Raw genomic sequence first — 24,694 nt, 5'->3', positions numbered from 1 at the left:
ACATGAAGTCTTATATGATTATCGGGGCCGGCATTCTCGGTGCGTCCGCGGCTTATCATCTCGCAAAGGCCGGGGGGGATGTAACGGTCATTGACCGGAAACACCCGGGGCAGGCGACTGACGCCGCGGCGGGGATCGTTTGCCCGTGGCTGTCGCAGCGGCGCAATCAGGCATGGTATGCGATCGCAAAAGGCGGCGCCCGTTATTATGAACGATTGATACAGCAGCTTGAAGCTGACGGAGAAACAGAAACCGGTTATCAAAAGGTCGGAGCCGTCAGCCTCCATACGGATGAAAAAAAGCTCAGCCAAATGGAGGAAAGAGCTTATAAAAGAAGAGAGGATGCCCCTGAAATCGGTGACATTACAAGACTGACTCCGGAAGAAACGAAGGCGCTGTTCCCCGCGCTGTCGGAAGAATACGGGGCAGTTCATGTCAGCGGCGCGGCCCGGGTGAACGGGAGGGCGCTTCGTAAGGCGCTGTTAAATGCGGCCGTTAAGCACGGAGCGGCTGTTTACAATGAAGAAGCGTCAATATTGACAGAGGACGGTGCCGTCATCGGTGTGAAAACCGCAGAACGCACGCTTACTGCCGGCCAGGTTCTCGTAACGGCCGGCGCTTGGGCGAGAGAGCTGCTTGAGCCGCTCGGCATCCGTTTTTCAGTATCATACCAAAAGGCGCAGATCGTTCATTTAGAGCTTCAGGGAGAGGAGACGGGCGGCTGGCCCGTCGTCATGCCCCCAAACGATCAATACATTCTCGCCTTTGACAGCGGCAGAATCATAGCGGGCGCGACTCATGAAAACGATACCGGCATGGATTTGCGGGTGACGGCCGGCGGCCTCCGTGAGATTTTTGACAAAGCATTAACTGTGGCGCCGGGCCTTTCAGACAGTACTGTAATAGAGACAAGAGTCGGTTTCAGGCCGTTTACTCCCGGTTTTCTTCCCGTCATCGGCAAAGTGCCGAATATCAGCGGGCTCCTCGTTGCCAACGGGCTGGGCGCCTCAGGGCTGACGAGCGGGCCGTATCTGGGCGCTGAACTGGCGAAACTCGCGCTCGGTCAGCAGACGGAAATTGATTTAAGTCTTTATGATCCGGCCGGGGCGCTTGAATAAAAAATAGCTTTTGGCGCATTCTTATGATAGGATGGAGCTTTAATGAATAAGAGGACGTGACCCATTTGATAAAAATAAACCTTCCTGCTCCTGATGTAACCATTACGGAACGGCAGCAGTCACCGTCGGAGAATGAACCGGCGATTAAAGCGATTTACGGTTTCATTGATTTTCACCAAATTCCGAGAGACAAAGGCGGCATATTTATGTTTTATAACATTCATGATGAGCTGCTGTTTGTCGGGAAAGCCCGTAAATTAAGACAAAGGATCAAAAAGCATTTTGAAGACAATGTGTCGCCTGTTAAACATCACAGGGACGAAGTGTATAAAATTGAAGTATGTGTCGTAAATGATCCGATGGAAAGAGAGATTTACGAAACGTACGCGATCAATACCCTTCAGTCGAAATACAACATTGAGAAAGTATTTTATAAATAAGAAAAACCGGAGCTTAAGGGCTCCGGTTTTCTTTATGTTTACAGTGCCAGCCACATCACGGCAATATGCACGATCAGCAGACAGTAAACGACGAGGAATAGCTGGACGACCTTTTTTCTGAATAACATGCAGATCATCATGAGCACAGGAAAAATCAGGACGCCGGCCGTTTTATTGATTGATGTATTCGGACGGTTTGACACGTCATAGTGAATGGCCATATCAGCAGGAAGAAACGGATAAAACACAATCGACAGAATAAAGGCGAGAACCACAGCTCCCCACAGCACTTTATCATTCATCAAAAACATATGAACACTCCCTTTTTTTACATATAATAGTATATTAGTTCGAAAAAAACTAATTTATCAATATTTTACCTGTTGATTGGTGTATAATCATGTCAATGAAATTTCCATACGCTAGGAGGGTTTCAATTGACTGACAAGAAGCAAACCAGCATGTTTTCATTCTTTCTTTTTATCATGGCCGCCTGGATCATCGTTTTGTTTTTTACCGTCATCGCGGCACTGCCAAGCTCTGCCATCCAATTAACCAAGCATCAATCCAAAACCGTTTCCATGATTTATCCGCAAAGCTGGGGATTTTTCAGTAAAGATCCGAGAGAAGACAGCTTGAACATCTATCTTCTTGATGCCGATGAGGAGCTCAGATGGCCGAATAATTCTCTGAAAAATGTGATCGGCTTAAACCGCTACGGGCGGACGCAAGGGATAGAGCTCGGCCTTATGCTGGAAAAGCTGCCTTCCAAAGAGAAGTGGAATGACTTTTCGGCTGGCCAAGACTTTAAGGATACCACATTTTTGAAAATGAAAAATGAGTCCCCCTCCCCAAGGCTGAAAGGGAAAATGATCATTACATATGAACGCATTACCCCGTGGGCATGGAGCCAGCATACCGAAACGAAAAGAACCATCAAAAAATACATCGGAGTGGATGTCAATTGATTCAGGATGCAAAAAAGCAGCTCACCTTATGGATGATGAAGAATCCGCCTTGGACAAATGTGTACGGGCTTGCCAGAAGCTTAATCGCGCTCGGCACGCTGCTGACATTGCTGTTCAATCCGGCATCTGTCTTCTTCAAAACGCAAAATCAAATGCTCAGCTTTTCCGACACGTTCAGCCTGTTTCTGCTGTTTCCCGATTTCCGTTACATTGAGATCGTCAAAGCCGTTTGTATCTGTATGTTAATCCTTGTCGTCATTGGCTGGCGGCCGCGAATCACCGGTTTTTTTCACTGGTGGATTTCGTACAGCTTCCAAAACTCCGCCGTTACCCTTGACGGAGGAGATCAGGTGGCTGCCGTTTTTACACTGCTGCTGCTCCCGCTGACATTAACCGATCCGCGGAAATGGCACTGGTCTCCGTACGAGGCGTCTTTTGAGAAAAGGCCGCTTGAGCCTTATTACCGCTCCTTGTGCTGGGCGACACTGACAATCATCAGAATACAGGTCGCAATGCTGTATTTTAACTCCGTCATTGCCAAACTGATGGAAGAAGAGTGGCAGAACGGAACTGCCGTTTATTACTATTTGAACGATCCGATGCTGGGTCTGCCGGATGCGCTTCACGGTCTGTTTGACTTTATCCTGCAATCCAAGCTTGTCATCATCCCGACTTGGGGCACGCTTATTGTGCAAACCATTATGTTCTGCGCTTTGTTCGCTCCGAAAACATATTGGCGTCTGATATTGTTTATATCCATTTTTATGCACGAAATCTTTGCCGTTATGCTGGGGCTTACCTCGTTTTCCATTACGGTGGCTGGTATTTTGGTCCTGTTTTTGGTGCCGGCAGAGAAAACAGTAGCTTTGAACCATTACAATCCCCTTTTTATCAGATACAATTTTTTCAATAAAAGGAAAAGGAGGAAATTATATGGTTAAAAGCAAGGAGTCCGCAGCTGCCATGATGCTGGTGTTTGTTTTAATGGTTGCATTAGTCGGCCCGCATGCCGCGGCGAAAACTGAGCCATCCGTCTCTTATTCGGGTGAAGACATTTTTTCCGGCATCTTTTTCGGACAAGGTGAGGTCGCAAAGCTCCTTCCTGAAGTATGGGATACCAAGGCTGTCAAAAAGATTGATCAGGATGAATTAAAGCAAGTTTCCGATCAGGTGATCGCTGATATTAAAAAGTCATCGCCGGATTATTTTAAAGAGTTGAAAGCGGCGGTCTACAGCGGCGATTATGAGAAAGTGAACAGCGTCATTGATCAAGGTTCGCAGATTATGGCGAAAGTGCTGAAAGAAGAGTTTGACAAAAAGAGCATGGACAAAGGAAAATCAACGGCCATCGGCCAATGCGCAACGGCTGTATGGGTATTTTTAAACGCGGCGGCCGCCATTGAGACGATCGCTCTTGCGGTAGCGGCCATCATTTTGACAGTAGCAAGCGTTGACGAAGATTCCGACTTAGGAAAAGAGCAGCTCATCGCTAATGTCGTTGACCGCATTAACGCGCAGCACTGAGGCTGAAGAAAGAAAACGCTAAGGAAACGAACCTTAGCGTTTTTTTGATTGAAGCATCTCTTTTAAATATGCTTCTGAATCAAAGCCGAGTTCCTCGTCGGCTTCTTTTTTCAGTTCAAGCTGAAGTCGCACGTACGTGTCATATTTCGGGCTGAGCTTTTGAAGAAGATTGCTGAAAGGCGATCCCGCCTTCAGCGCGGGCAGATCAGAAGCGGATTCTCCGATCTTGACCAGGCTTTCTCTGTATTCTTCATCTGTCTGCACTCTTTTCACAAGCTGAATGATGATGTTTTTATGAGTGTCCCAAGTGGCGGGGTCTCTCTCCAAAATCCGCTCGATAAATTGATCATGCTGGACTTTGTGCTGCTGGAGCTGAGCCGGATCTTCCTTGCCGACCAGCTGCATCATCGGGTGTGCAACCGGAACTTCTTCCATATCATCCAATACTTTAATAAGCTCCGCCCATATCGTTTTTTTCTCATCTGTATCAATAGAAAAGTCGAGGAACGGTTCAAACAGCGCGGCGATAAATTCTCCGAAATCTCCCGGGAACAGTTTTTTCAGCTGAAGTCCCATATACTTCGGTTCATCTATTTTGACCTCGCCGATATCATGCAAAATTGAATCGACATTTTCCGCATCTTCCACGCGCTTGATCAGCATTTCAGTCAGTTTCCGTTCCTGCTCAAGCTCTTCAATCTGCCGGCTGAGCTTTTGATGCTGCTGGCGCAGTATATCATGCAGACTGCTGCCCTCTAAGAGGAACGCTTTAATATCGCTTACAGACAGTGCCAGCATTCGGAGGGCGGCAATCATTTTCAGCGTATTCACGTTCTGAGCGGAATACTCACGGTATCCGTTATCAGGGTTTTTGCTGACGGTGATTAAACCTTCCTGCTCATAATATTTGATGGCTTTTTTCGTGAGACCCGTCTGTCTGGCGGCTTCTTTTATATTCATTCTGAATCACTCCCTGCTTTTCATTCTAAACGTGTCTCTAAGGGTCAGGTCAAGAGAGGGCGGGAAATAAGGCGGGTTTATTTTATATTTTAGAAATTTCAGAAAATATGATTGACAACGCACCTTTGTTGCGATTAATATAACGTTATATAATGTTATATAACGTTATATAATAAAACACTGAGGAGTGAAGGATTTGAGTCAAACTGCCGCACAAGTGAATCACAAGGTTCAGGCTTTCTTGGATGATCTGAAAGGAAAAACGATTGACCACGTCTTTTTCGTCGCTTGCGGGGGTTCTTCAGCCATTATGTATCCGAGCAAGTACGTGTTTGACAGAGAGGCGAAAGCCATCAGCTCTGATCTCTACAGTTCAAATGAATTTATTCAGCGCAATCCCGTTCAGCTCGGAGAGAACTCGCTCGTGATTTTATGTTCTCATTCAGGCAATACGCCGGAAACGGTGAAAGCCGCCGGTTTCGCCAGAAAAAAAGGTGCGCTTACGATTGCGATGACCTATGAGCCTGATTCGCCGTTAGCGAAAGAAGCCGAATATGTCGCGGTTTATGACTGGGGTGAGAACGCACAGGCGATAAATACGAATTACGGGGTTCTGTATCAAATCGTGTTCGGCGCTTTACACGTGCTGGAAAACCATCCCGCGTTTGAGCAGGCGATCGACGGACTCAATAAACTCCAGACCGTATATAACAAAGCGCTTAAACAAGAAGCGGATCACGCAAAGGCATTCGCGAAAGCCCACGAAAAAGAAGATATCATTTACACGATGGCAAGCGGTGCGAACTACGGCGTCGCTTACTCCTACAGCATCTGCATTCTCATGGAAATGCAATGGATTCATTCCCACGCCATTCATGCCGGAGAATATTTTCACGGACCGTTCGAAATCATTGATGAATCCGTTCCATTTATTATCCTGCTCGGCTTAGACGAAACAAGACCCCTTGAAGAGCGGGCGCTTTCCTTCTCAAAAAGATACGGCAAAAAACTGACTGTGCTTGATGCGGCAGCATATGATTTTTCCGGAATTGACGATTCTGTAAAAGGCTATCTGGCTCCTCTCGTATTAAACCGGGTGCTCAGAAGCTATGCGGATGCGCTGGCGGAAGCAAGGAACCATCCGTTAAGCCAGCGGCGTTACATGTGGAAAGTCGAATATTAAGAACGCGCATTATATTTCACCGGACTATAATGACATATAACGTTATAGTCCGGTGACAAAGGAGGAAAAGCATCTGAAAAAGCTCATCTGCCTGTTCGTTCTGTTAGCCGTATGTCTGTCAGCCGCCGCCTGTTCAAGCCAAAGCAGTTCCTCTGACGGAAAAGTGACCTTGAAGTTTTTTCACAGGTGGCCGAAGGAGCCGGAAAAAAGCTATTTTGAAGAAGCGGTCAAAGAATTTGAAGCCGCTCATCCGGATATTCATATCCAAACGGAAGCGGTCTTAAACGATTCTTATAAAGACAAGGTGAAAGTCATGCTCGGAACAACGAGCCCCCCTGATATTTTCTTTTCATGGAGCGACCGGTTTGCTTATAAATTCATCAAAGGAGATAAAGCCCTCGATCTGTCGTCTTACTATCAGCAGGATAAAGATTGGTCCTCACAGCTTGTGCAGTCACAAATCAAACCCTTTACTCATGACGGAAAACAGTACGGTGTTCCGTGGCAAATGGACGCTAAATCATTCTTTTATAATAAGGACATTTTTCATACATTACATTTGAAGCCCCCGGCGACATGGGATGAACTGATCACAGTCTCTGAGAAATTGAAAGAGAACGGATATATTCCGATCAGTTTCGGCACAAAAGCGCCTTGGACGATTTCTCATTATATCGGGACGCTGAACCAGCGTATGGTGGATGAAAAAACGCGGGCGAAGGATTACAGCCCGGAAACCGGGGAGTTTACGGACGAAGGCTATGTCAAAGCGCTTGAAAAGCTTCAGGAACTGCTGCCGTACTTTACAAAGCACGTGAACTCCGTTGATCACGAATACGTGCGCCAGCAGTTTACAAGCGGCAAAGCGGCGATGATTTATGCGGAAACGGCAGAAATTAAGCTCGTCGAACCGGTCAATCTGGGCTTGTTTCCTTTCCCGAAAATCAGCGGCGAAAAGGGATCTCCCCGTGCACTGACCGGATCTCCGGAAGGATTTATGATTTCCTCAAAAACGAAGCACCCGAAAGAAGCCATGGAATTTCTTCAGTTTTTAACCTCGAAAAAAATGGGAGAGAAGCTGATAAAAGACGTCGGTAAATACAGCGCGGTTCAAGGAACGGCGACAGAAAACAATTCCGCCCCGATCCAGCGCGAAGCCGTGCAGGATATCGTCCGCGCCGAATCAATGGTGCCCTGGTTTGATATGGATGTTGACGTTGAAATCGCCGATGTGTATGCGGCAGGCGTTCAGCAGATGCTCGGCGGCACAATGACACCGCGCGAGGTGATGAATTCCGTGCAGAAAGCGGCGCGTCAGGTCAGAGCGTCATCTGAATAGAACAGATTTCTTTGGAGAAAGGAGATGAGGATTTCCTTGGTCAGCCGAAAACGTTTCATTCCGTATCTGTTTCTCGCGCCCGCGCTGATTTTTCTGCTGTTCGTTTACATTCCGATTATTGAGAATGTGTTTTTCAGTCTGTTTGAATGGAGCTCATTTCAACCCGAAAAGACGTTTATCGGTTTGAAAAATTATATTGACCTGTTTCACGATCCCGTGTTTTTTACAGCACTCCGCAACAATGTGCTGTATGCGGTCATATCGCTGATTTGCCAGGTTGGCGGCGGCTTAATTCTGGCGGCCGTGCTGGAAGACAGATTGGTAAGAAAATGGTCGCCGTTTTTCCGCACGGTCTTTTTTCTTCCGGTCGTTATTTCCATGACCGTCATTGCGCTGTTGTTTGATTTTATTTATAACCCGGAAATCGGTCTTTTGAATCAGCTGCTGGAAGCCGTCGGACTTGATGAACTGACCCGGGCGTGGCTGGGCGATGAAAACACCGCTATGCTGTCTGTCATTTTTGTGTCTCAATGGCAGTCTGTCGGTTACATCGCCATGCTGTACATTGTCTCGATTCAGAGCATTCCCGCTGAATTATATGAATCGGCGCAGCTGGACGGAGCCTGAAAAATCCAGCAGTTTTTTCACATTACGGTGCCGCAGACGAAAGAAATGTCGTTTGTTGCCGTGGTGATGACGCTGACCGGCGCATTTACCGTATTTAATGAACCGTATATTCTGACCGGCGGAGGGCCGGGCAATGCTTCAGAAGTGCTGAGCACATTTTTGTATAAGAGCGCTTTTACAAAGGATATGATGGGCTACGCTTCTGCGATCGCGACGGTGGTGCTTTTGCTGACGCTTGCTCTGTCGCTTATTCAGATGAAATTCTTTAAGACCGGAAAGGAGGAGTAGCCGATGCTTCCTGAAAAGACAGACTTGCGTCATGCCCGTCAGGCCGTCAGAACAGGCGGAAAACCGAGAAAATGGTATATCGGGGAAACGTCTGTGTGGCTGTTTCTCTTTATCTACCTCATTGCCGTTGCTTATCTGCTGTTATGGATGGCGGTCAGCGCCTTTAAAAGCTCGGATGAGATTTTTGAGCACAGCTGGTCGCTGCCCTCTGTCTGGCATCCCGAAAACTTCGTATCCGCATGGAACCAAGGGATTTCCGCTTATTTTATGAACAGCGTCATTGTGACCGTGCTGACTTGTCTCATCACCGTATTTGTGAGCGCCTGGGCGGCATACGGGCTGGCCCGTTTTCAATTTAAAGGAAAAGGGTTTGTGCTGATCATTTGTCTTGGCGGCTTGATGCTGACGCCGCAGGTCAGTCTTGTGCCGCTGTACTCCATTATCCAGTCATTGGGACTGTACAATACGTATTGGGCATTGATTCTTCCGTACGCCGCCTATCGTATTCTGTTTACCGTGATTCTGATCCGTTCCTATTTTTTGTCGATTTCCAAAGAGCTTGAGGAAGCTGCCTATCTGGATGGATGTACAAGTTTCGGAATATTTTTCAGAATATTCTTACCTATGAGCGTGCCGATTCTTGTGACATCAGGCATTTTGACGGCTTACCATACATGGAATGAGTTTATGTTTGCGATTATTTTTATCGATGATGAAAATTTACGGACGATTCCGGCCGGGCTGATGCAGTTCAGAGATGCCCTGCAGACGGATTGGGGCGTGCTGCTGGCCGGGCTGACGATTTCTGCTGCTCCGATCATCGCGTTGTTTTTATTGATGCAGAGATATTTTATCCGCGGCATTGCAGCGGGAAGCGTGAAAGGATAAGGAGGATGAAAAGATGAAACTGATAGCGGCCGGAGATAATGTAGTAGATTATTATCAGGATCAGGAGACGTTTTACCCGGGCGGAAATGCGTTAAACGTAGCCGTGCTTGCCCGGCGCTTAGGCCACGAAACTTCTTATATCGGGATTCTCGGCAGTGATGAAGCGGCGGATCACGTATTGAATGTGCTGAAACTGGAAAAGGTGAATGCCGATCTGATCCGCCGGGCATACGGAGAAAACGGGATGGCGGTCGTCACGCTTGATGAAAGAGGGGACAGGATATTTGCCGGATCAAATAAAGGCGGCGTGCAATCGCGTCTGACGCTCGCTTTTCAGGAGAATGACATCTCATTTATCGCCGGACATGATCTGCTGCATACGAGCGTATACAGCAGGATAGAACGTGACCTTCCGATGCTGAGCGGCCATGTGCCGATTTCCTTTGACTTCTCTGTAAAACGTGACGAAGCCTATTTAGAAGCGGTCTGTCCGTACGTGACGTATGCGTTTTTTTCCGGGAGTGATTTGAGTGAAAGTGAATGTGTGCGGCTTGCCGAAAAAGCCCGCGGTTTCGGAGCGAAAATCGTCTGTCTGACAAGGGGGGAATATGGCGCGGTGTTATCGGATGGGGAACGCGTCTATCATCAGCCGGTGGTAAGAGCTGATATAATAGATACATTGGGCGCGGGTGATTCATTTATCGCCGGGTTTCTTACCGATTTCTTCGAGCATCAGGATATTCGGCGAGCGCTTACTGCGGCCGCCGGGACGGCTGCCAAAACATGCGGAGGGTTCGGAGCGTTCGGTTACGGGCATCCCTACAGGCCGGGCGGCGGGAAAAGCAGTGAAAAAACGAGAATACGATAAGCATTGTCTCGTTTTTTATACTTGTTACGCATAGGGACTGTTAATGGTAAACGTGACGCGGTCGGTATGCATTAAAAACAGCGAGCTGTATATCGGCTGGTCTTTTGACATAAAAGCGGTTTTGTCAATTTCAAAAAGCGCATCCCCGATATCACAAGCCAGATAGCGGCTTTCTTCCTGCTTGGCGTATACGACATTTAACAGCTTCGTATTATGGGTGGGCACCACCTGATAGTGCTGTTTCAAAATGTCATGCATCGACACGCCGCCTTTAATATGCTTGCCGATGTCGGGAAATAAACTGAGCGGATAGTAGGCGATTTCGAATGAGAGCGGCTGGTCGTCGTGAAATAAAATGCGTTTTAATTCAAGAACGGGACTTTTGGAAGCGACGCGAAGTTTTTGGGCGATGGATTTAGGCGCTTCAATGATTTCATGAGAAAGGATCTGGTGTTTCGGTTTTTTCCCCGTTGATTCCATAAATTCAGAGTAGCCGTTGACCGCGATGAGCTCCCGCTTCAGTTTAGGGCTTTTAACGAACGTTCCCTTTCCCTGCTGCCGGACGAGCCAGCCTTCTTCCACAAGATCAAGGATGGCCTTCCTGACCGTTATGCGGCTCACGTTGTACGTTTCGCACAGCTCATTTTCAGTCGGCAGTTTTACGGACGGCGAATAAACGCCCTTCTTGATATCGTCCGCGATAATTTGTTTCAGCTGAATATATAAAGGTTTCGAGCTCCCGTTATTTAACAATGGGACGGACCTCCTTTGTCAAGTAGTAGTACTATTATATGTATTATGACGTTATAATACAAATTTGCTTTTCATTTATGAATCTGTCAGAAACCCCGAACATTTTTAACATAACAGAAAGATGTGGAGGTTTCCAGTATTGGAGGAGGTTTCGAATGGCATCATTAACATTTGACCATATCAAAAAAACATACGGCGCCCAATCGGCGGCAGTGAAGGATTTTCACTTAGATGTAAAAGATGAGGAGCTGCTGGTGCTTGTCGGTCCCTCCGGCTGCGGCAAATCTACGACACTCAGAATGATTGCCGGACTGGAGAGCATTTCTGAGGGGAAGCTTTATATCGACGGAGACGCGGTAAACGATCTGCCCCCGAAGGATCGTGATATCGCGATGGTTTTTCAGAATTACGCGCTGTATCCCCACATGACGGTGTTTGACAATATGGCGTTCGGTTTGAAGCTCAGAAAGCTGCCGAAAAAAGAAATCGCAGAGCGAGTCCGGACGGCCGCTGATATTTTGGAAATCGGGCATCTGCTCAAGCGGAAACCGAAGGCTCTCTCAGGCGGGCAGCGGCAGCGGGTTGCGCTCGGCCGGTCGATCGTGCGGGAGCCGAAAGTGTTTCTGATGGACGAGCCGCTTTCCAACTTAGATGCGAAATTGCGAGTGACGATGCGCGCCGAAATCAGCAAGCTCCATCAGCGTTTGAAAGCGACCATCGTTTATGTGACGCATGATCAGACGGAAGCGATGACAATGGGCGACCGGATTGTCGTGATGAATGAAGGAGATATTCAGCAGGCCGCAAGCCCCCATGAGATTTATCATTATCCGGCGAATATGTTTGTGGCGGGTTTTATCGGTTCTCCGAGTATGAATTTTATAAAAGGCCTCATTGAAGAAAGTCACGGGCAATGGTATTTTGCCGGTTCGTCCGTTCGTCTGCCCATTCCGAAAGAAAAAGCGGCCGTTCTTGTGCAGAAAGGATACAGCGGTAAGGAGATGATTGCGGGGCTGCGTCCGGAGCATTTGACGCTTGCCGGACAATCAGAGCACCCGCCTGAAGCGGTGTGCCGCGCTGTGGCGGAAGTATGTGAAAACTTAGGCGCGGAGATGTACGTTCATGCGGTGAGCGGAGGTGACCGCATGACGATCCGTCTTGACGGCGCTTCACAGGTGAAACCCGGCGATGCCATTCTGCTTGCGGTCAATATGAACCGGGCCGTCTTTTTTGATGCCGACACTAAAAACGCCGTATATTGAAAAAGGGAGCCTGATGATCGGGGCTCCCTTATCACTTCTTATGATACGATTACCAGATTTCGTCCGCCCATTCCGGATGGTCGATAAACGGATTGCGGTTATGCTGATAGTCTTTGTAAATGATTTCGTTCCGCCGTTTTTCCTTACTGTCGACGGGGTCTTGTTGATTCCATTTGAGCAAAACGGACAGTTTTCCCATGTAAGGAGCTGAGCCGTTTCCGGTTTTATCATTCAGCTCAAGGTCAGGATACCCGTCGTCTCCTTCATAACGCACCGCCATGTAAAACAGCATGCGGGCGACATCTCCTTTGACCTCATCGCGCGGTTCCCAGGAATCACCGTCGTAATAATTGCCCGGCGCTTTCGGGTATTCTGAGCCGCCGTTATCAAAATCCATGTTTCCTCTGGCACTGTTCACCTGGACGTCTGCAGGGCGCAGATGATGAATGTCCGTCCCGGGGCCGGCAGCTGTTTCGAAGTTTCCGTGTGACTTTGCCCATACGTGTTCACGGTTCCAGTCCCCGACGCTGCCGCCGTTTTTACTTTTGGCCCGTGATTCCTGGGTGTAGAGCAAGATGACATTGTTCGGATTTGCCGGATCTTCGTCAGTTTCCTTCAATGCATTCCAGACTTGGCTGTAAGACAGCTTTGTATGTCCGCTGATGATGCGGTGCAGGGCGCTCTTTAAAGCTGTTCCGCTTTTTCCGGAAGCTTCTTTGTAATATGTGTCCGTATCCGCAGACGGAGTGATGACAGCTGAGGCAGTTTGCGGAAAAAGAGTTGTGCCGCCGGCAGTTGAAACCGCCATCCGGCTGTACAGATTCGTGTCAGCCGGCGCGCCCGCAGAGGCTGACGGCACGGCCCATCCAAAAATGAAAAACAGGCAGACAATCGGCAGAAACCAAAGTTTTTTTGTCATGACTTGCCCTCCTTTACCTCTATTATCCAAAAAATAAATCTAATATTCTATCTTTTTCGAAAAATGGTTCCTTCGGCTTATTGGTCAAAGTATCCGGAAAATCATTGATTTTTTGGAAGATATGATAATGAACTCGTTATGCGCTCCTTCTATAATGAAGATCATCTTGTCAGTTTTTCAGTTTAAAAGGAGGGCGTGTATGGAACATCAGCAGCTTTCGGCGGCGAATATCGGGATTTCCGATGACATACAATGGCTGTCTCAATTCGGCGCTTCCGCTTCCGGCGGAGTGACGAGGCTTTTATATACGAAAGAATGGATGGACGCCCAGCTTGCCGTCAAAAAGAAAATGGAGGCGTTCGGGCTGGAAACGGCATTTGACGATGTCGGTAACGTGTTCGGCCGTCTGAGCGGCACAGAATCGCCTGATGAGGTGATTCTGACCGGGTCGCATATTGACACCGTTATTGACGGCGGCAAATATGACGGAGCGTTCGGCGTGCTGGCGGGCATTCTGGCGATCCGGCATTTGCATGAGACGTGCGGGCGTCCGAAAAAAACGCTGGAAGCTGTGTCGCTCTGTGAAGAGGAAGGGAGCCGTTTTCCCATCACCTATTGGGGCTCAGGCAATATCACCGGTGCTTTCTCGCTTTCAGATGCGGAAACGCCGAAAGACGCGTCCGGCATTTCTCTGAAAGAAGCCATGCGGCATAACGGCTTCGGTGCAGGCCGTTATCCGGCGCCGCTGCGCACTGATATTAGTGCCTTTCTGGAAATTCATATAGAACAAGGGCAAACGCTTGAACGATCGGGAAAGGATATCGGGATTGTCACCGGGATTGCCGGACAGAGACGCTATACCGTTACGCTTGACGGTGAATGCAACCATGCGGGGACCACTTCAATGAAATGGCGGAAAGATCCGCTCGCGGCGGGAAGCAGCATCATCCATGAACTCATGCTCTCAGCGGAAAGACAGCCGGAAGAGCTCCGCCTGACGTGCGGGAAAATGACGGTTGAGCCGAATATGGCGAATGTCATTCCGGGCCGTATCCAGTTTTCCGTTGATATTCGCCACCGGCAGGAAGACGTGCTGGCAGCCTTCCATCAGAAACTGGTATCGATTGTTGAAAACATCAGCCGCAGCAAAGGAGTCAGACCTGTTATTGATGAATATATGAGGATAGAGCCGGTTCAAATGGATCAGAAACTGACGCGAACCGCAGCAGAGGCTGCAAAAGAGCAGGGGGCGGACCCGGAGAAGATCGTAAGCGGAGCGGGACATGACGCCCAGATGCTCGGCAAAACCTTTCCGGCCTGCATGCTGTTTGTGCCGAGCCGTGGCGGGATCAGCCACTCGCCGCTTGAATTCACACCCGCACATCAGCTTGAAACCGGCGTCCTTACGCTGGCGAATGTATTACATAAACTTGCCTATTAACGTAAAGGGGGAATCGGCGTGCCGACCAGAAAAGAATTGTGCATTCCGCAAAGAACGATTATGACACCGGGACCGACAGAAGCTGAACCGAGAGTGCTGAGGGCGATGGGCGCTCCGATCATCGGCCAGTTTGATCCGGCATTTACCGGCATCATGAACGAAACGATGCAAATGCTCCGTGAATTGTTTCAAACGGAAAACCGCTGGGCCTATCCGATTGACGGTACATCAAGAGCGGGGATTGAGGCTGTTCTCGCAAGTGTGATAGAACCGGGCGACAGCGTGCTCGTTCCGATATACGGACGCTTCGGATACCTGCTGACTGAAATCGCCGAGCGATACGGAGCGGACGTTCATATGATCGAGTGTGAATGGGGAACGGTCTTCCGGCCTGACGAGATTATCAGCGAGATGAAAAAGATTTCCCCGAAAATCGTCGCTATGGTGCACGGAGAAACATCAACGGGGCGGATTCACCCGCTGAAAGAAATCGGGGAAGCGTGCCGCGCCCAAGACGCACTCTTTATCGTGGATGCCGTGGCCACGATCGGAGGCTGCGCCGTAAAAACGGATGAATGGAAGATTGACGCAGTCATCGGGGGAACGCAAAAATGCCTATCGGTCCCTTCCGGAATGGCGCCGATTACTTATAATGACCGGACAGCAGCTGTCATTGCCGCGCGTAAAAAGGTAGAACGGGGCATTGCGACGGCGGCTGACGGTAACATGCTGTCCGGTCATCGGCCGATTACGAGCAACTATTTTGATCTGAGCCAGCTCGAAGATTATTGGAGTGAAAGAAGGCTGAATCACCATACAGAAGCGACAGCAATGCTTTATGCGCTGCGGGAGGGTGTGCGCCTTGTCCTGGAAGAAGGACTTGAAGAACGGTTCCGCAGGCATCAGCGTCATGAAAAAGCGCTTACGGCGGGACTTGCAGCGATGGGCCTTGATTTATTCGGCGATCCGGAGGCGAAGCTGCCTGTCGTCACATGTGTGAAGATTCCGCCGGAAGCAGACGGCGAATCGATCAGAAGTATGCTTTTGTCTCAATTCGGAATTGAAATCGCCAGCTCGTTCGGTCCGCTGCAGGGGAAAATTTGGCGAATCGGAACGATGGGCTACAGCTGCAGAAAGGAAAATGTGCTGTTTGTGCTGGCCGGACTTGAAGCGGTTCTGATCAGACACGGTGTTGCCGTTAAAGCCGGGGAAGCGCTGCAGGCGGCCCTTAACATATATGATCTGCCGGCTGAAACCGGTGTGCTGTCATGAGACATGAAAACGAGATTGAAATCATCTGGACTTTTTTCCCTTTTCCCCGTTATACTGAATGGTATAAAAAATGACAAATATGGAACGATCATCTGTTTGTCTGGGGAGAAGGTAAGAAATCATGGCGTACATGGGCCGATTGTCAATTTTAATGCTGAATATGTTTATTGCGATGCTTGGAATCGGATTGATTATTCCGATTATGCCCGCATATATTACCGAATTCGGAGCGACGGGGAGCACGATGGGTCTGCTTGTTGCGGCGGCGGGGCTTACACAGCTTTTATTTGCGCCTATTGCCGGGGAAATAACCGACAAATACGGACGGCGGAAACTGATTATTTTCGGCATCGCCGCCTTTGCCGTGTCACAATTGATCTTCGCCTTTGCCGGAAGCCTGTGGCAATTGTTCGCATCCCGCCTTTTGGGCGGAATGGGCGCGGCGTTTTTAATGCCGTCAATGTTCGCTTACATTGCGGATATTACGACCGAAGAAGAACGCGGGAAAGGAATGGGGCTGTTCAGCGCGGCGATGACGCTCGGTGTCGTCATCGGGCCCGGTGTCGGAGGCTATTTGGTTCATTACGGCATGTCTGTGCCGTTCATCGTGTCTGCAAGTCTCGCCTGCTTTTCAACGGTGCTTTCATTTTTCTTTCTGCCTGAAACGCTGGGACGTGAAAAGCAGCTGGAAGCCCGGGCAAAAACGGAAAAACGTGAGCATCTGTTTAAGCAAATGTCACGCGCGCTTAAATCGCCGTTCGCGTTTATGCTGATTCTGGTTTTTGTGCTGAACTTCGGAATTATGAACTTTGAATCCGTTTTCGGCCTTTACGTTGACCATAAACACGGATTTAAAGCCTCTGATATTGCCTTTATTATTACGGCCGCGGGTCTTATCGGCGTGTTTGTGCAGGCGGTCGGCGTCAGTTATCTCGTCCGCAGGTTCGGGGAAAAGCGCGTCATTAACGTGACGTTGATCGGGGCGGCTGCAGGACTTGTGTGGTGCCGGTTTGCGGGTTCATATTGGACTGTTTTTGCCGCGGCAATCTTTTTTCTGACGCTGACATCGCTGCTCCGGCCGGCGGTTAATACGATGCTGTCGAAGCTTGCCGGTGACCAGCAGGGGTTTGCCGGCGGGATGAATACCTCATTCATCAGCTTAGCGAATATCGCCGGACCGTCAGCCGCCGGTTTTCTCTTTGACGTAAATATGGAATTTCCGTATATGCTGGGAGCGGCCATTCTCGCCATCAGTTTTCTGGCCGCGCTTGGCTGGGGCAAAAAGACACAGACCCGGCCGTTCACGCAGCAAGGATAAGAATCAAAGCCTCCGTGTATCCGGAGGCTTTTTGCTATCTCATAGGGAGGAAAAAAATGAATAGACTTAAAACCTTGTTTATTTTCATTTGCATACTGATCGTCACAACCTCTTGCGCTCTCATCCCAACTGGGAATGAAAAAGAGGAAAAAAGCAGCAATCAAAAGACTGTATTAAAGGATATTGACAATGCGAGTTTTATTGTTGGTTTTTCCAACACTTTAGATAGGGGAAGTGAGATTGGGGTTTACAGTGAAGATGGTACTAAAATGGATAGCTTGGAATTGAAAGGTGGTATAAATTTTACGATGTCTTCACATAACAAAAACGATACGTACTTCTCATCAAATAGAAGCAATAATCACTTGATGATAGACAATAAAACCGGAACAATAAACAAAATAAATGAAAAGAGTTTGTCAAAAACAACTGAGGATGAAGGTGCTTTCTTTATAAGAAGTTCTGACGGTTATATCATCCATGACATTAACGTTGGATATACAGACAAAGGGCTGAAGAGTCAATTGGTATATTGGAAGGAAAACAGCCGAAAAAACAAGAAACAAATAAAGCTTGACGGAGAACTTGGATCAGCAATCGTCGCTAAAAATAAAATTTATGTCATTTCAAGTGATGAAGAAAGTATGTCCATCCTTTCAATTAACCCAGAGACAAATAAGCAAGAGAACAAGGCATCCATACCGAATAAAGGGATATACTTCATGGATGAAAAGGATGCATTCCAAGCTTTAGATGAAAATACATTTGTACTGGCAGTTAATGATAACGTGAATGAGAAAGAGAATTCTAAGCTCATATTAATAGACAGAGAGACGCTAAAGGTAAAAAAAGAAGTCGAGATGGAGAAAGGGTTTCATCCTGCAAAATTGAAAATAGTAAAAGATAAAGTCTTAGCCGTTTCTTTTGATGGGAAGCTGCAGATATTTGATAAAAAAATGGTTAAGAAAAACTCTTTCAATTTTTATGCTGGGGATGATAACAAATTAATGAATGATGTTCAATTCACTGACAGAGAGATGTATGTTTTATTCAAAAACTTTGATATCCAGCGCGATAAGAAGCTTGGAGACATCACGTCTTATGATTTGAAATCAGGCAAAAAGCTAAAAACAATCCCGCTAAAAGCAAAAAAAGAGTGGGAAATTGCACGTTTTGAAATTTTAAAATAAGTTTAGGTGATTAGATCAGCTCCAGTTCATTCAGCATATATTTACTCATCATTACCGGGAGATTCCAGCATGGTTCAGTGTACGCTGTATAGGACAATAAGGATCATTGAAGGGATGGATTGACATGAATAGTATTAGGTACATATTGTATTTTGTGATTTCTTTCGTTTTACAGCTTCTCTGGTTCTTCTTAGTAAAAGAAAATTCTAATGCAACTATACTGGACATGTTGATGATGTCTCTATTATTCACATTATTTATTTTCATCTTAGATAAATTTCTCAAAAAAAAGCAGGCTGCATAAGGCCTTCTTTTTTGTTGTAGACTTAAAACTCAAAACTAAGATTTATGATCAAGACGAATGAAATTTTGCGGTTTTATTGCGGACATACATAATTTTGGAAATGTTAGAATATGATATAAAAGGAGGAGTGGCCTTGTGAGTTCTGTTTTACCATCATCGGAGGTTGGCGTTAAGATTAATGAATGGTACAAAATGATACGTCAGTTCAGTGTTCCGGATGCGGAGATTTTGAAAGCGGAAGTGGAACAAGAAATAAATGAGATGGAAGAAGACGAGTATCTACTGATTTACTACACCCTCATGAAATTCCGCCATCAGCTTATGCTGGATTATTTAGAACCGGTGACTACCCGCGTGAGACCGACAATTGACGAGCTGCTGGAAAAAATTGAAGCATCAAATAAAGGAATTTCCGGCCTGCTGTGCTATTATTCTTTATTTTTCCGCGGCATGAATGAATTTGATCAAAAGCAGTATGTAAAGGCGATCGGCTTTTATAAAGAGGCTGAAAAACAACTCGTTCATGTGCATGATGAAATTGAGAGAGCGGAGTTTCATTTTAAACTGGCTGAAGCATATTACGGTATGAAACAAAGCCACGTCTCCATGCATCACGTAAAGCAAGCGCTCGATATTTACGATCAGTATGAGTTGTATAAGGTCCGGAAAATTCAATGTCTATTTGTCATATCAGGGAATTATTGTGATTTAAAACGTTATGAGAAGAGTCAGCCGCACCTTGAAAAGGCTCTTAAGTTATCGAAAGAGTTAGATAATAGTAGGTTGATTAGTTCTGCTCTTTATAATTTGGGTGCAAATTACGCTGATAGGGGAGAACATTCACAGGCTGAAAACTTCTTGAAACAAGCTGTTGAAATTACAGAAAAAGCAAAGCTGAGTAACTTACCTCATTCCTTGTTTTCTTATGCGAAGGTTCTTTTTAAACAAGGGAAAATGGCTGAAGGAATGCAAGCGAGTAAGAAAGGATTATCGGCAGCAGTATCCCAAGGGGATAAGCTTTTTGAGTCACTACAAGGCTATCTCAAAGCTCTTTATGTAGACGCTGTGAATCAGCAAGGGATAAACGATACGATCGAATACCTGGAGAAAAATAAGAATTATTCATATGTTGAAGACATCGCCTGTGAAACTGCTTCGATTTATGCAGATTCAAAGGAATTTGAAACGTCTTATTTTTATCATAAAAAAATGGTAGATACGCAAACACAAATTCAAAGGGGAGAATGCCTGTATGAATTTTAAAAAAAGCATCTTCATTATTTTGGGTCTGTCGTTATCTTTAGTATGCGGATTGGGTGTGAACACAGTGGAAAAAACACATGATACCTTTCAAACTGCTTCGGATCGTTTTCAGACTTGAACAGCAAAAGCCTTTTCTTCGGGAAAGGCTTTTTTAGTTTAGATTAGAGTCTGCTGAAAATCATAACTAACGGCTGATGATGTCAATGGAAGCAGATTTTGACGGCAGCATTTTTTGAGAATTAAGCTGAATCAATCCCACTTAAATAGGATGCGGGAGAACACCCGCATCCCTGTCTCTAACGATTTCTTAACCGATCAGCCGCTGCATTCTCAGCGCGAGCCGCAGGCGCATCGTCGTTTCCGGATCTTTTAAGCTTTTGCCGAGCAGTTCCTCGCATTTTTCTAAACGATAGATCACCGTATTTCGATGGACGTACAGGCGCTTAGCCGTTTCTGAAATCTGGCAGTGGGTCTCCAGGTAAACAGACAGCGTATGAAGCAGGCTCTGGTCCTCCTTTTGCCGGTCGGCCAGGCTTTGGAGGGTGGCTTCGTAAAACTTTTTCACATCTTCCGCGGGAAGCAGGCGGAGCAGCTCCGGCACGTCTTTGGCATGATAGATTTGAATAAACTCCGCGCTTCTGGACAAATGCCCGGATGAAATGGCGTCTGAAGCTTCGGTAAAAGCGTCAGGGACGTCGATCAGCTTTTGGCATATGTTTGAGATGCCGAAGGAGACAGTCCGTTTAAACTGCGTCCGGACCTGCTTTTGAAACTGCTCCAAAAAGCTGATGACAGACGCGTGCATTTCATTCCAGCTGTCTGTCGCTTCAATTAAAAGAATACCGACATTTCCTTTAATAAAGAGATGAGGGGGAAACGGAAAGGATGACAGCTCCCCTTCAAGCAGTTCAAATACATGATCGGAAACGAGCTGATTTTCGGTAAAGCTGATCGTTTTCTCATTTCGGTCGAGTTTTCCGCAAATGCACATGTATTGCTGATCCCAGCGGAGCCGGAATTCTTTGGCGCGGCTTTTGATTTCTTCATGGCCGGTAAACGAGCGGTCGATGAAATTGCTGAAAAATTCATTGCGCGCCCGTCTGCCGAATTGTTTGATGGCATTTTCTTTCAGCAGTTCAAAGGAAATGACGTTGGCCGCCTGTTCAATTGTCAAAATCATGCCTTTATCAGCGGTCTGCACCAGCTCCGGAATCACCAGATAACCGCAGTTTTTTTCAACATTCAGAATCGGCAGGACAGAATACGCCTTTCTGTCGGACAGCATGGAAAAGCAGGTGAAATAAGGCCCGGAAAGGGAATAACAGATGTTTTTCAATAAAGACGTGTCAATGGGTATGCGGTGGGACGATGATAAGAGTTTTGTATGCTGATCCAAAAGCAGCACGGGAAGCCGGAGAATGTCTGAGAGCTTCTTAAGCAGGGATTGAATCCCCTTGCCGCTCATGATGTGGTTTGTGAATTTTTTATGGGCGTAAATGGCCTGCTGCAGCTCATTTGAACGCATATCAAGAATATGGCTCAGTGTGGCGTTGACGATATCTCCGAGCCTGATGTCTTCCGGCAGCTCAATAATCGGAAATTCATACCGGTCGGCAAGCTCCGCAACATCTTTCGGAATGACATTAAGATAACGTTTCGTTTTGATCCCCAGTCCCGCGCAGCCCCGTTTTGCCATGAGGCGGATCAAATCTTTCAACAGCTGCGGGCGGTCCTTCAAGTGGTAAGCCGTCGTGACGAGCAGTTCATTTTTATGTAAAAAATCAGCGATGTCCGGCGCATCCATCATGTTGACGTGCTGCACCTCCCTCCAGCCGCCGGATTTGCCTGCGATTAATGCGGCCCGCTCATAAGCGGGAATCTTCATCACGTCATAAATATTCATCAGTCAATCTCCTTTCAGGTTCTAAAGACAACCATTGGTTAATATGAATAAAAATCATCAAAAATTATAGCGGTTTTGCTGATGTATTACGATCATAGTAGCAGTAAACTGGCAATCATAGACGCATGTTGTGATAAAAACTGACAGAAAATCGTCATCCTTACAGGGAGGAAGATAAAATGGCCTATGACGTAATTGTAAAGGGTGCGAAAGCTGTGCGAAAAGGCGGAACAGAGCGGGCTGATATCGCCGTCAAGGACGGGAAAATTGCCTTGATCGGGCCCGGCATTGACGAAAACGCGGAACAAGTGGTGCAGGCGGACGGCATGTATGTGTTTCCGGGAGCGGTCGATTGTCACGTGCATTTCAATGAACCCGGCCGCGAAGAATGGGAAGGCATTGAAACCGGCTCAAACATGCTGGCTGCCGGCGGCTGTACGTCTTATTTTGATATGCCGCTTAACTGCATCCCTTCGACGGTAACTGCTGAAAACCTGCTGGCAAAGGCGGAAATCGCCGAACGGAAGTCAGCGGTTGATTTTGCGCTTTGGGGCGGTTTGATGCCCGGATATACCGAACATATCCGGCTGATGGCAGAAGCGGGGGCAATCGGGTTTAAAGCGTTTCTGTCTAAATCGGGAACGGATGAATTTCAATCAGCCGATGAACGGACTCTTTTAAAGGGAATGAAGGAAATCGCGGCGTGCGGCAAGGTTTTGGCTCTGCACGCAGAAAGCGACGCCCTCACCCGATTCCTTGAAGCCGAGTACGCGCTCCAAGGGAAAATTGATGCCCGCGCTTACGCTTCCTCACGTCCGGAAGAGGCCGAATGCGAGGCTGTGCAGCGGGCGATTGAGTATGCAAGAGCGACGGGATGCGCGCTTCATTTTGTACATATCAGCACGAAACGGGCCGTGCTCTCCATTCAGCAGGCGAAAAAAGACGGATTGGATGTCACCGTTGAAACGTGTCCGCACTACTTATTATTCAGCTTTGAAGACTTCCTCAAAAAAGGGGCGGCCGCCAAATGCGCTCCGCCGCTCCGCTCAGAGGCTGATAAAGAGGAATTGATCGGGGTTTTGGCTGAGGGCCTGATTGATATAGTGTCTTCGGATCATTCTCCCTGTCATCCGTCTTTGAAACGCGAGGATAATATGTTTCTGTCGTGGGGCGGGATCAGCGGAGGCCAATTTACGCTTCTCGGCATGATTCAATTAGCGATCGATCATGGGATTCCGTTTGAACATGTGGCCCGATGGACGGCCGAAGCACCGGCCGAGCGCTTCGGTTTAACGAATAAAGGCCGGCTTGAAGAAGGATTTGACGCTGATTTTGCCATTGTCCGGCCGGAACCTTTTACCGTCACAAAAGAAACGATGTTTTCCAAACATAAGCAAAGCCTGTATGAAGGCCGCACCTTTCCATACCGAATTGCTGCGACCTACAGCAAGGGGCGCTGTGTGTATCAGGATGGCGGTCGTAAGCAGAGCGGGGCATTCGGAACATTCCTGAAGCCTTCTCTAATAAAAGAGCCGATTCTCTGATGAGAATCGGCTTTTTTTGTCGTTTGGAAAGCGGGTCTCGTGGTATCTTTTTATAAAAAGGAGTAAAACACATTGTATGATCAAATCTTGAACATATTAACGGCATCCTGGTCGCGCAAGACCAGTACAAAATGGACGGAAGATTGCCCGGCCAAAGGCCAGTGCGGCGTGACGGCTTTAGTCATCCAAGATGTTTACGGCGGTGACATTCTCAAAACAAAAACCGGCACAAGCTGGCATTTTTATAACCGAATAGACGGGGAGATATATGATTTCACTAGCGGTCAGTTTTCAGAGCCGATCGTCTATCAGCACATTCTTTCTTCCAGAGATGAGGCATTTTCAGACACCAATGAACATCAATACCGGTTCCTGAAAAGTGCATTCAGAAAAAACATGGAAACGGAAAGAGAAAAACACCTGTGATAAACTAGAGTGAGAGGTGAAGGATTGTGATTTATATCGGACTGACGGGGTGGGGGGATCATGACAGCATCTATCCGCCTAAAACGGCGGGCCCGCAAAAACTGCAGGCGTATTCCTCCCATTTTCCCATCGTTGAGCTGGACGCGAGCTTTTACGCGATACAGCCCGCCCGCAATAATGAAAGATGGGTCAAAGAGACGCCGGAATCTTTTCAATTTGTCATTAAGGCATATCAAGGAATGACGGGCCATCAGCGCGGCGATATTCCCTTTGAATCGAAGGAAGACATGTTTGAGGCGTTTAAGCTGTCATTATCGCCGTATATAGAGCATGGAAAGCTTGCCATGGTGCTGTTCCAATTCCCGCCGTGGTTTGACTGCAAGAAAGAAAACGTCGCATATTTAAGATGGTGCAGGCAGCAGATGGGCGATATTCCGTGCGCGCTTGAATTCCGCAACCGGTCTTGGTTTTCCCCGCCATTTTACGAGCAGACGCTTTCCTTTATGAAGGAGGAAGGCTGGATTCACAGCATATGTGACGAGCCGCAAATCGGCGAGGGCAGTATTCCGACCGTCCTGAAAGCAACGGATGAAGAAAAAACGCTTGTCCGTTTTCACGGGCGGAACAAGCAGGGCTGGATCAAACCAGACGGCGGACAAAACTGGCGTGAGGTCAGATATTTATACCGCTATAACAAACAGGAGCTCAAAGATTGGAAAAACAATCTTCAGGAGCTGAAAAAGCAGTCGCGAAATCTGTATGTGCTCTTCAACAATAACTCAGGCGGAGACGCCGCCGATAACGGACTTGAGATGCTTGAAATGTTAGATATCTCATATACCGGGCTTGCTCCGAAGCAGCTCGACCTATTCAGCTAGAAAAGAGGTTTCAAGACA

General features: G+C 47.4%; 22 protein-coding genes and 2 pseudogenes. 19 read left to right on the top strand and 5 right to left on the bottom strand.

From position 1 onward, the window contains the following. Positions 1 to 2 precede the first annotated feature (2 nt). Both NYE50_RS17350 and NYE50_RS17345 read left to right on the top strand, forming a co-directional pair. Positions 3 to 1,118 carry an NAD(P)/FAD-dependent oxidoreductase gene (locus NYE50_RS17350; RefSeq protein WP_022553741.1) on the top strand — a complete coding sequence of 372 codons (1,116 nt, stop codon included), beginning with the start codon at positions 3 to 5 and terminating at the stop codon, positions 1,116 to 1,118. 65 nt (positions 1,119 to 1,183) lie between these two features. Beyond that, the gene (locus tag NYE50_RS17345; RefSeq protein WP_007410094.1) at positions 1,184 to 1,558 is read left to right on the top strand and encodes a nucleotide excision repair endonuclease; all 375 of its coding nucleotides are present in this window, start codon (positions 1,184 to 1,186) and stop codon (positions 1,556 to 1,558) included. Positions 1,559 to 1,596: 38 nt separating this feature from the next. Here NYE50_RS17345 and NYE50_RS17340 read toward each other — a convergent pair whose 3' ends face one another. Beyond that, on the bottom strand, positions 1,597 to 1,869 hold the full coding sequence (locus NYE50_RS17340) for a DUF1648 domain-containing protein (RefSeq protein WP_007410095.1): 273 nt from the start codon (positions 1,867 to 1,869) through the stop codon (positions 1,597 to 1,599). 126 nt (positions 1,870 to 1,995) lie between these two features. Here NYE50_RS17340 and NYE50_RS17335 point away from each other — a divergent pair, with 126 nt between their 5' ends. The 3 genes and pseudogenes from NYE50_RS17335 (at position 1,996) to NYE50_RS17325 (ending at position 4,050) form a co-directional block, all read left to right on the top strand. Further along, positions 1,996 to 2,526 (top strand): SdpA family antimicrobial peptide system protein, encoded by a 531-nt coding sequence (locus NYE50_RS17335; protein WP_017418969.1) that lies wholly within the window; start codon positions 1,996 to 1,998, stop codon positions 2,524 to 2,526. Between the two features lie 32 nt (positions 2,527 to 2,558). Then, a pseudogene (locus NYE50_RS17330) lies at positions 2,559 to 3,375 on the top strand (sporulation-delaying protein SdpB family protein); the annotation flags it as partial. An 84-nt stretch (positions 3,376 to 3,459) separates the two neighbouring features. Then, positions 3,460 to 4,050 carry a sporulation delaying protein family toxin gene (locus NYE50_RS17325; RefSeq protein WP_159354555.1) on the top strand — a complete coding sequence of 197 codons (591 nt, stop codon included), beginning with the start codon at positions 3,460 to 3,462 and terminating at the stop codon, positions 4,048 to 4,050. Between the two features lie 33 nt (positions 4,051 to 4,083). Here NYE50_RS17325 and NYE50_RS17320 read toward each other — a convergent pair whose 3' ends face one another. Beyond that, complete coding sequence (locus NYE50_RS17320) at positions 4,084 to 5,010, bottom strand: MerR family transcriptional regulator (RefSeq protein ID WP_159354554.1); 927 nt, start codon at positions 5,008 to 5,010, stop codon at positions 4,084 to 4,086. Between the two features lie 196 nt (positions 5,011 to 5,206). Between NYE50_RS17320 and NYE50_RS17315 the strand changes: the two genes are divergently transcribed. From NYE50_RS17315 to NYE50_RS17295, 5 genes and pseudogenes are all read left to right on the top strand, one after another. Then, complete coding sequence (locus NYE50_RS17315; protein WP_021493996.1) at positions 5,207 to 6,193, top strand: SIS domain-containing protein; 987 nt, start codon at positions 5,207 to 5,209, stop codon at positions 6,191 to 6,193. A 73-nt stretch (positions 6,194 to 6,266) separates the two neighbouring features. Further along, positions 6,267 to 7,532, top strand: coding sequence for an ABC transporter substrate-binding protein (locus NYE50_RS17310; RefSeq protein ID WP_025650319.1), 1,266 nt, complete (start codon positions 6,267 to 6,269; stop codon positions 7,530 to 7,532). A 24-nt stretch (positions 7,533 to 7,556) separates the two neighbouring features. Continuing rightward, positions 7,557 to 8,447: pseudogene (locus tag NYE50_RS17305) on the top strand (carbohydrate ABC transporter permease). Positions 8,448 to 8,450: 3 nt separating this feature from the next. Beyond that, positions 8,451 to 9,335 (top strand): carbohydrate ABC transporter permease, encoded by an 885-nt coding sequence (locus NYE50_RS17300; protein ID WP_172869817.1) that lies wholly within the window; start codon positions 8,451 to 8,453, stop codon positions 9,333 to 9,335. Positions 9,336 to 9,348: 13 nt separating this feature from the next. After that, a complete protein-coding gene (locus NYE50_RS17295; protein ID WP_007613586.1) occupies positions 9,349 to 10,203 on the top strand; it encodes a PfkB family carbohydrate kinase in 855 nt (284 codons plus the stop codon). Positions 10,204 to 10,227: 24 nt separating this feature from the next. Here NYE50_RS17295 and NYE50_RS17290 read toward each other — a convergent pair whose 3' ends face one another. Beyond that, on the bottom strand, positions 10,228 to 10,956 hold the full coding sequence (locus NYE50_RS17290) for a GntR family transcriptional regulator (protein WP_159354551.1): 729 nt from the start codon (positions 10,954 to 10,956) through the stop codon (positions 10,228 to 10,230). A 155-nt stretch (positions 10,957 to 11,111) separates the two neighbouring features. On the opposite strand from NYE50_RS17290, the gene NYE50_RS17285 reads away from it, so the two are divergent. Then, positions 11,112 to 12,218: an ABC transporter ATP-binding protein gene (locus NYE50_RS17285; RefSeq protein ID WP_094296269.1), complete on the top strand. Its 1,107-nt coding sequence runs from the start codon at positions 11,112 to 11,114 to the stop codon at positions 12,216 to 12,218. A gap of 49 nt (positions 12,219 to 12,267) precedes the next feature. On the opposite strand, the gene NYE50_RS17280 is transcribed toward NYE50_RS17285, so the two are convergent. Further along, positions 12,268 to 13,137: an endonuclease I family protein gene (locus tag NYE50_RS17280; RefSeq protein ID WP_159354550.1), complete on the bottom strand. Its 870-nt coding sequence runs from the start codon at positions 13,135 to 13,137 to the stop codon at positions 12,268 to 12,270. Positions 13,138 to 13,336: 199 nt separating this feature from the next. Between NYE50_RS17280 and allC the strand changes: the two genes are divergently transcribed. From allC to NYE50_RS17250, 5 genes are all read left to right on the top strand, one after another. After that, entirely contained in the window at positions 13,337 to 14,578 is a 1,242-nt protein-coding gene (gene allC / locus NYE50_RS17275; RefSeq protein WP_159354549.1) for an allantoate deiminase, read from the top strand. Positions 14,579 to 14,638: 60 nt separating this feature from the next. Next, the gene (locus NYE50_RS17270; protein ID WP_217274304.1) at positions 14,639 to 15,850 is read left to right on the top strand and encodes a pyridoxal-phosphate-dependent aminotransferase family protein; all 1,212 of its coding nucleotides are present in this window, start codon (positions 14,639 to 14,641) and stop codon (positions 15,848 to 15,850) included. Positions 15,851 to 15,971: 121 nt separating this feature from the next. Next, positions 15,972 to 17,168 (top strand): MFS transporter, encoded by a 1,197-nt coding sequence (locus NYE50_RS17265; RefSeq protein WP_159354547.1) that lies wholly within the window; start codon positions 15,972 to 15,974, stop codon positions 17,166 to 17,168. Between the two features lie 56 nt (positions 17,169 to 17,224). Next, positions 17,225 to 18,358, top strand: a complete 1,134-nt coding sequence (locus NYE50_RS17260) for a hypothetical protein (protein WP_159354546.1) — start codon at positions 17,225 to 17,227, stop codon at positions 18,356 to 18,358. A gap of 439 nt (positions 18,359 to 18,797) precedes the next feature. Beyond that, positions 18,798 to 19,925: a Rap family tetratricopeptide repeat protein gene (locus NYE50_RS17250; RefSeq protein WP_159354545.1), complete on the top strand. Its 1,128-nt coding sequence runs from the start codon at positions 18,798 to 18,800 to the stop codon at positions 19,923 to 19,925. 307 nt (positions 19,926 to 20,232) lie between these two features. Here the strand turns inward: NYE50_RS17250 and NYE50_RS17245 are convergent, their stop codons facing one another. Continuing rightward, complete coding sequence (locus NYE50_RS17245) at positions 20,233 to 21,828, bottom strand: PucR family transcriptional regulator (RefSeq protein ID WP_104842786.1); 1,596 nt, start codon at positions 21,826 to 21,828, stop codon at positions 20,233 to 20,235. Between the two features lie 179 nt (positions 21,829 to 22,007). Between NYE50_RS17245 and NYE50_RS17240 the strand changes: the two genes are divergently transcribed. The 3 genes from NYE50_RS17240 (at position 22,008) to NYE50_RS17230 (ending at position 24,676) form a co-directional block, all read left to right on the top strand. Then, entirely contained in the window at positions 22,008 to 23,372 is a 1,365-nt protein-coding gene (locus NYE50_RS17240) for an allantoinase (RefSeq protein WP_224988001.1), read from the top strand. A gap of 72 nt (positions 23,373 to 23,444) precedes the next feature. Beyond that, positions 23,445 to 23,798, top strand: a complete 354-nt coding sequence (locus tag NYE50_RS17235; RefSeq protein WP_007408736.1) for a YunG family protein — start codon at positions 23,445 to 23,447, stop codon at positions 23,796 to 23,798. 26 nt (positions 23,799 to 23,824) lie between these two features. Then, a complete protein-coding gene (locus NYE50_RS17230; protein WP_071181958.1) occupies positions 23,825 to 24,676 on the top strand; it encodes a DUF72 domain-containing protein in 852 nt (283 codons plus the stop codon). The last annotated feature ends 18 nt before the right edge of the window (positions 24,677 to 24,694 follow it).

Origin of the sequence: Bacillus sp. EU55, assembly GCF_038005925.1 — a bacterium.
Taxonomy (GTDB): domain Bacteria; phylum Bacillota; class Bacilli; order Bacillales; family Bacillaceae; genus Bacillus; species Bacillus velezensis.
This window is presented reverse-complemented; position numbering and strand designations above follow the sequence as displayed.

What these genes read in the sequence shown, in the direction of transcription:
- NYE50_RS17240 (WP_224988001.1), top strand. Translation starts at nt 22,008, where the DNA reads ATGGCCTATGACGTAATTGTAAAGGGTGCGAAAGCTGTGCGAAAAGGC.
- NYE50_RS17265 (WP_159354547.1), top strand. Translation starts at nt 15,972, where the DNA reads ATGGCGTACATGGGCCGATTGTCAATTTTAATGCTGAATATGTTTATT.
- NYE50_RS17285 (WP_094296269.1), top strand. Translation starts at nt 11,112, where the DNA reads ATGGCATCATTAACATTTGACCATATCAAAAAAACATACGGCGCCCAA.
- NYE50_RS17295 (WP_007613586.1), top strand. Translation starts at nt 9,349, where the DNA reads ATGAAACTGATAGCGGCCGGAGATAATGTAGTAGATTATTATCAGGAT.
- NYE50_RS17300 (WP_172869817.1), top strand. Translation starts at nt 8,451, where the DNA reads ATGCTTCCTGAAAAGACAGACTTGCGTCATGCCCGTCAGGCCGTCAGA.
- NYE50_RS17270 (WP_217274304.1), top strand. Translation starts at nt 14,639, where the DNA reads ATGACACCGGGACCGACAGAAGCTGAACCGAGAGTGCTGAGGGCGATG.
- NYE50_RS17320 (WP_159354554.1), bottom strand. Translation starts at nt 5,010, where the DNA reads ATGAATATAAAAGAAGCCGCCAGACAGACGGGTCTCACGAAAAAAGCC.
- NYE50_RS17260 (WP_159354546.1), top strand. Translation starts at nt 17,225, where the DNA reads ATGAATAGACTTAAAACCTTGTTTATTTTCATTTGCATACTGATCGTC.
- NYE50_RS17340 (WP_007410095.1), bottom strand. Translation starts at nt 1,869, where the DNA reads ATGTTTTTGATGAATGATAAAGTGCTGTGGGGAGCTGTGGTTCTCGCC.
- NYE50_RS17350 (WP_022553741.1), top strand. Translation starts at nt 3, where the DNA reads ATGAAGTCTTATATGATTATCGGGGCCGGCATTCTCGGTGCGTCCGCG.
- allC (WP_159354549.1), top strand. Translation starts at nt 13,337, where the DNA reads ATGGAACATCAGCAGCTTTCGGCGGCGAATATCGGGATTTCCGATGAC.
- NYE50_RS17325 (WP_159354555.1), top strand. Translation starts at nt 3,460, where the DNA reads ATGGTTAAAAGCAAGGAGTCCGCAGCTGCCATGATGCTGGTGTTTGTT.
- NYE50_RS17280 (WP_159354550.1), bottom strand. Translation starts at nt 13,137, where the DNA reads ATGACAAAAAAACTTTGGTTTCTGCCGATTGTCTGCCTGTTTTTCATT.
- NYE50_RS17245 (WP_104842786.1), bottom strand. Translation starts at nt 21,828, where the DNA reads ATGAATATTTATGACGTGATGAAGATTCCCGCTTATGAGCGGGCCGCA.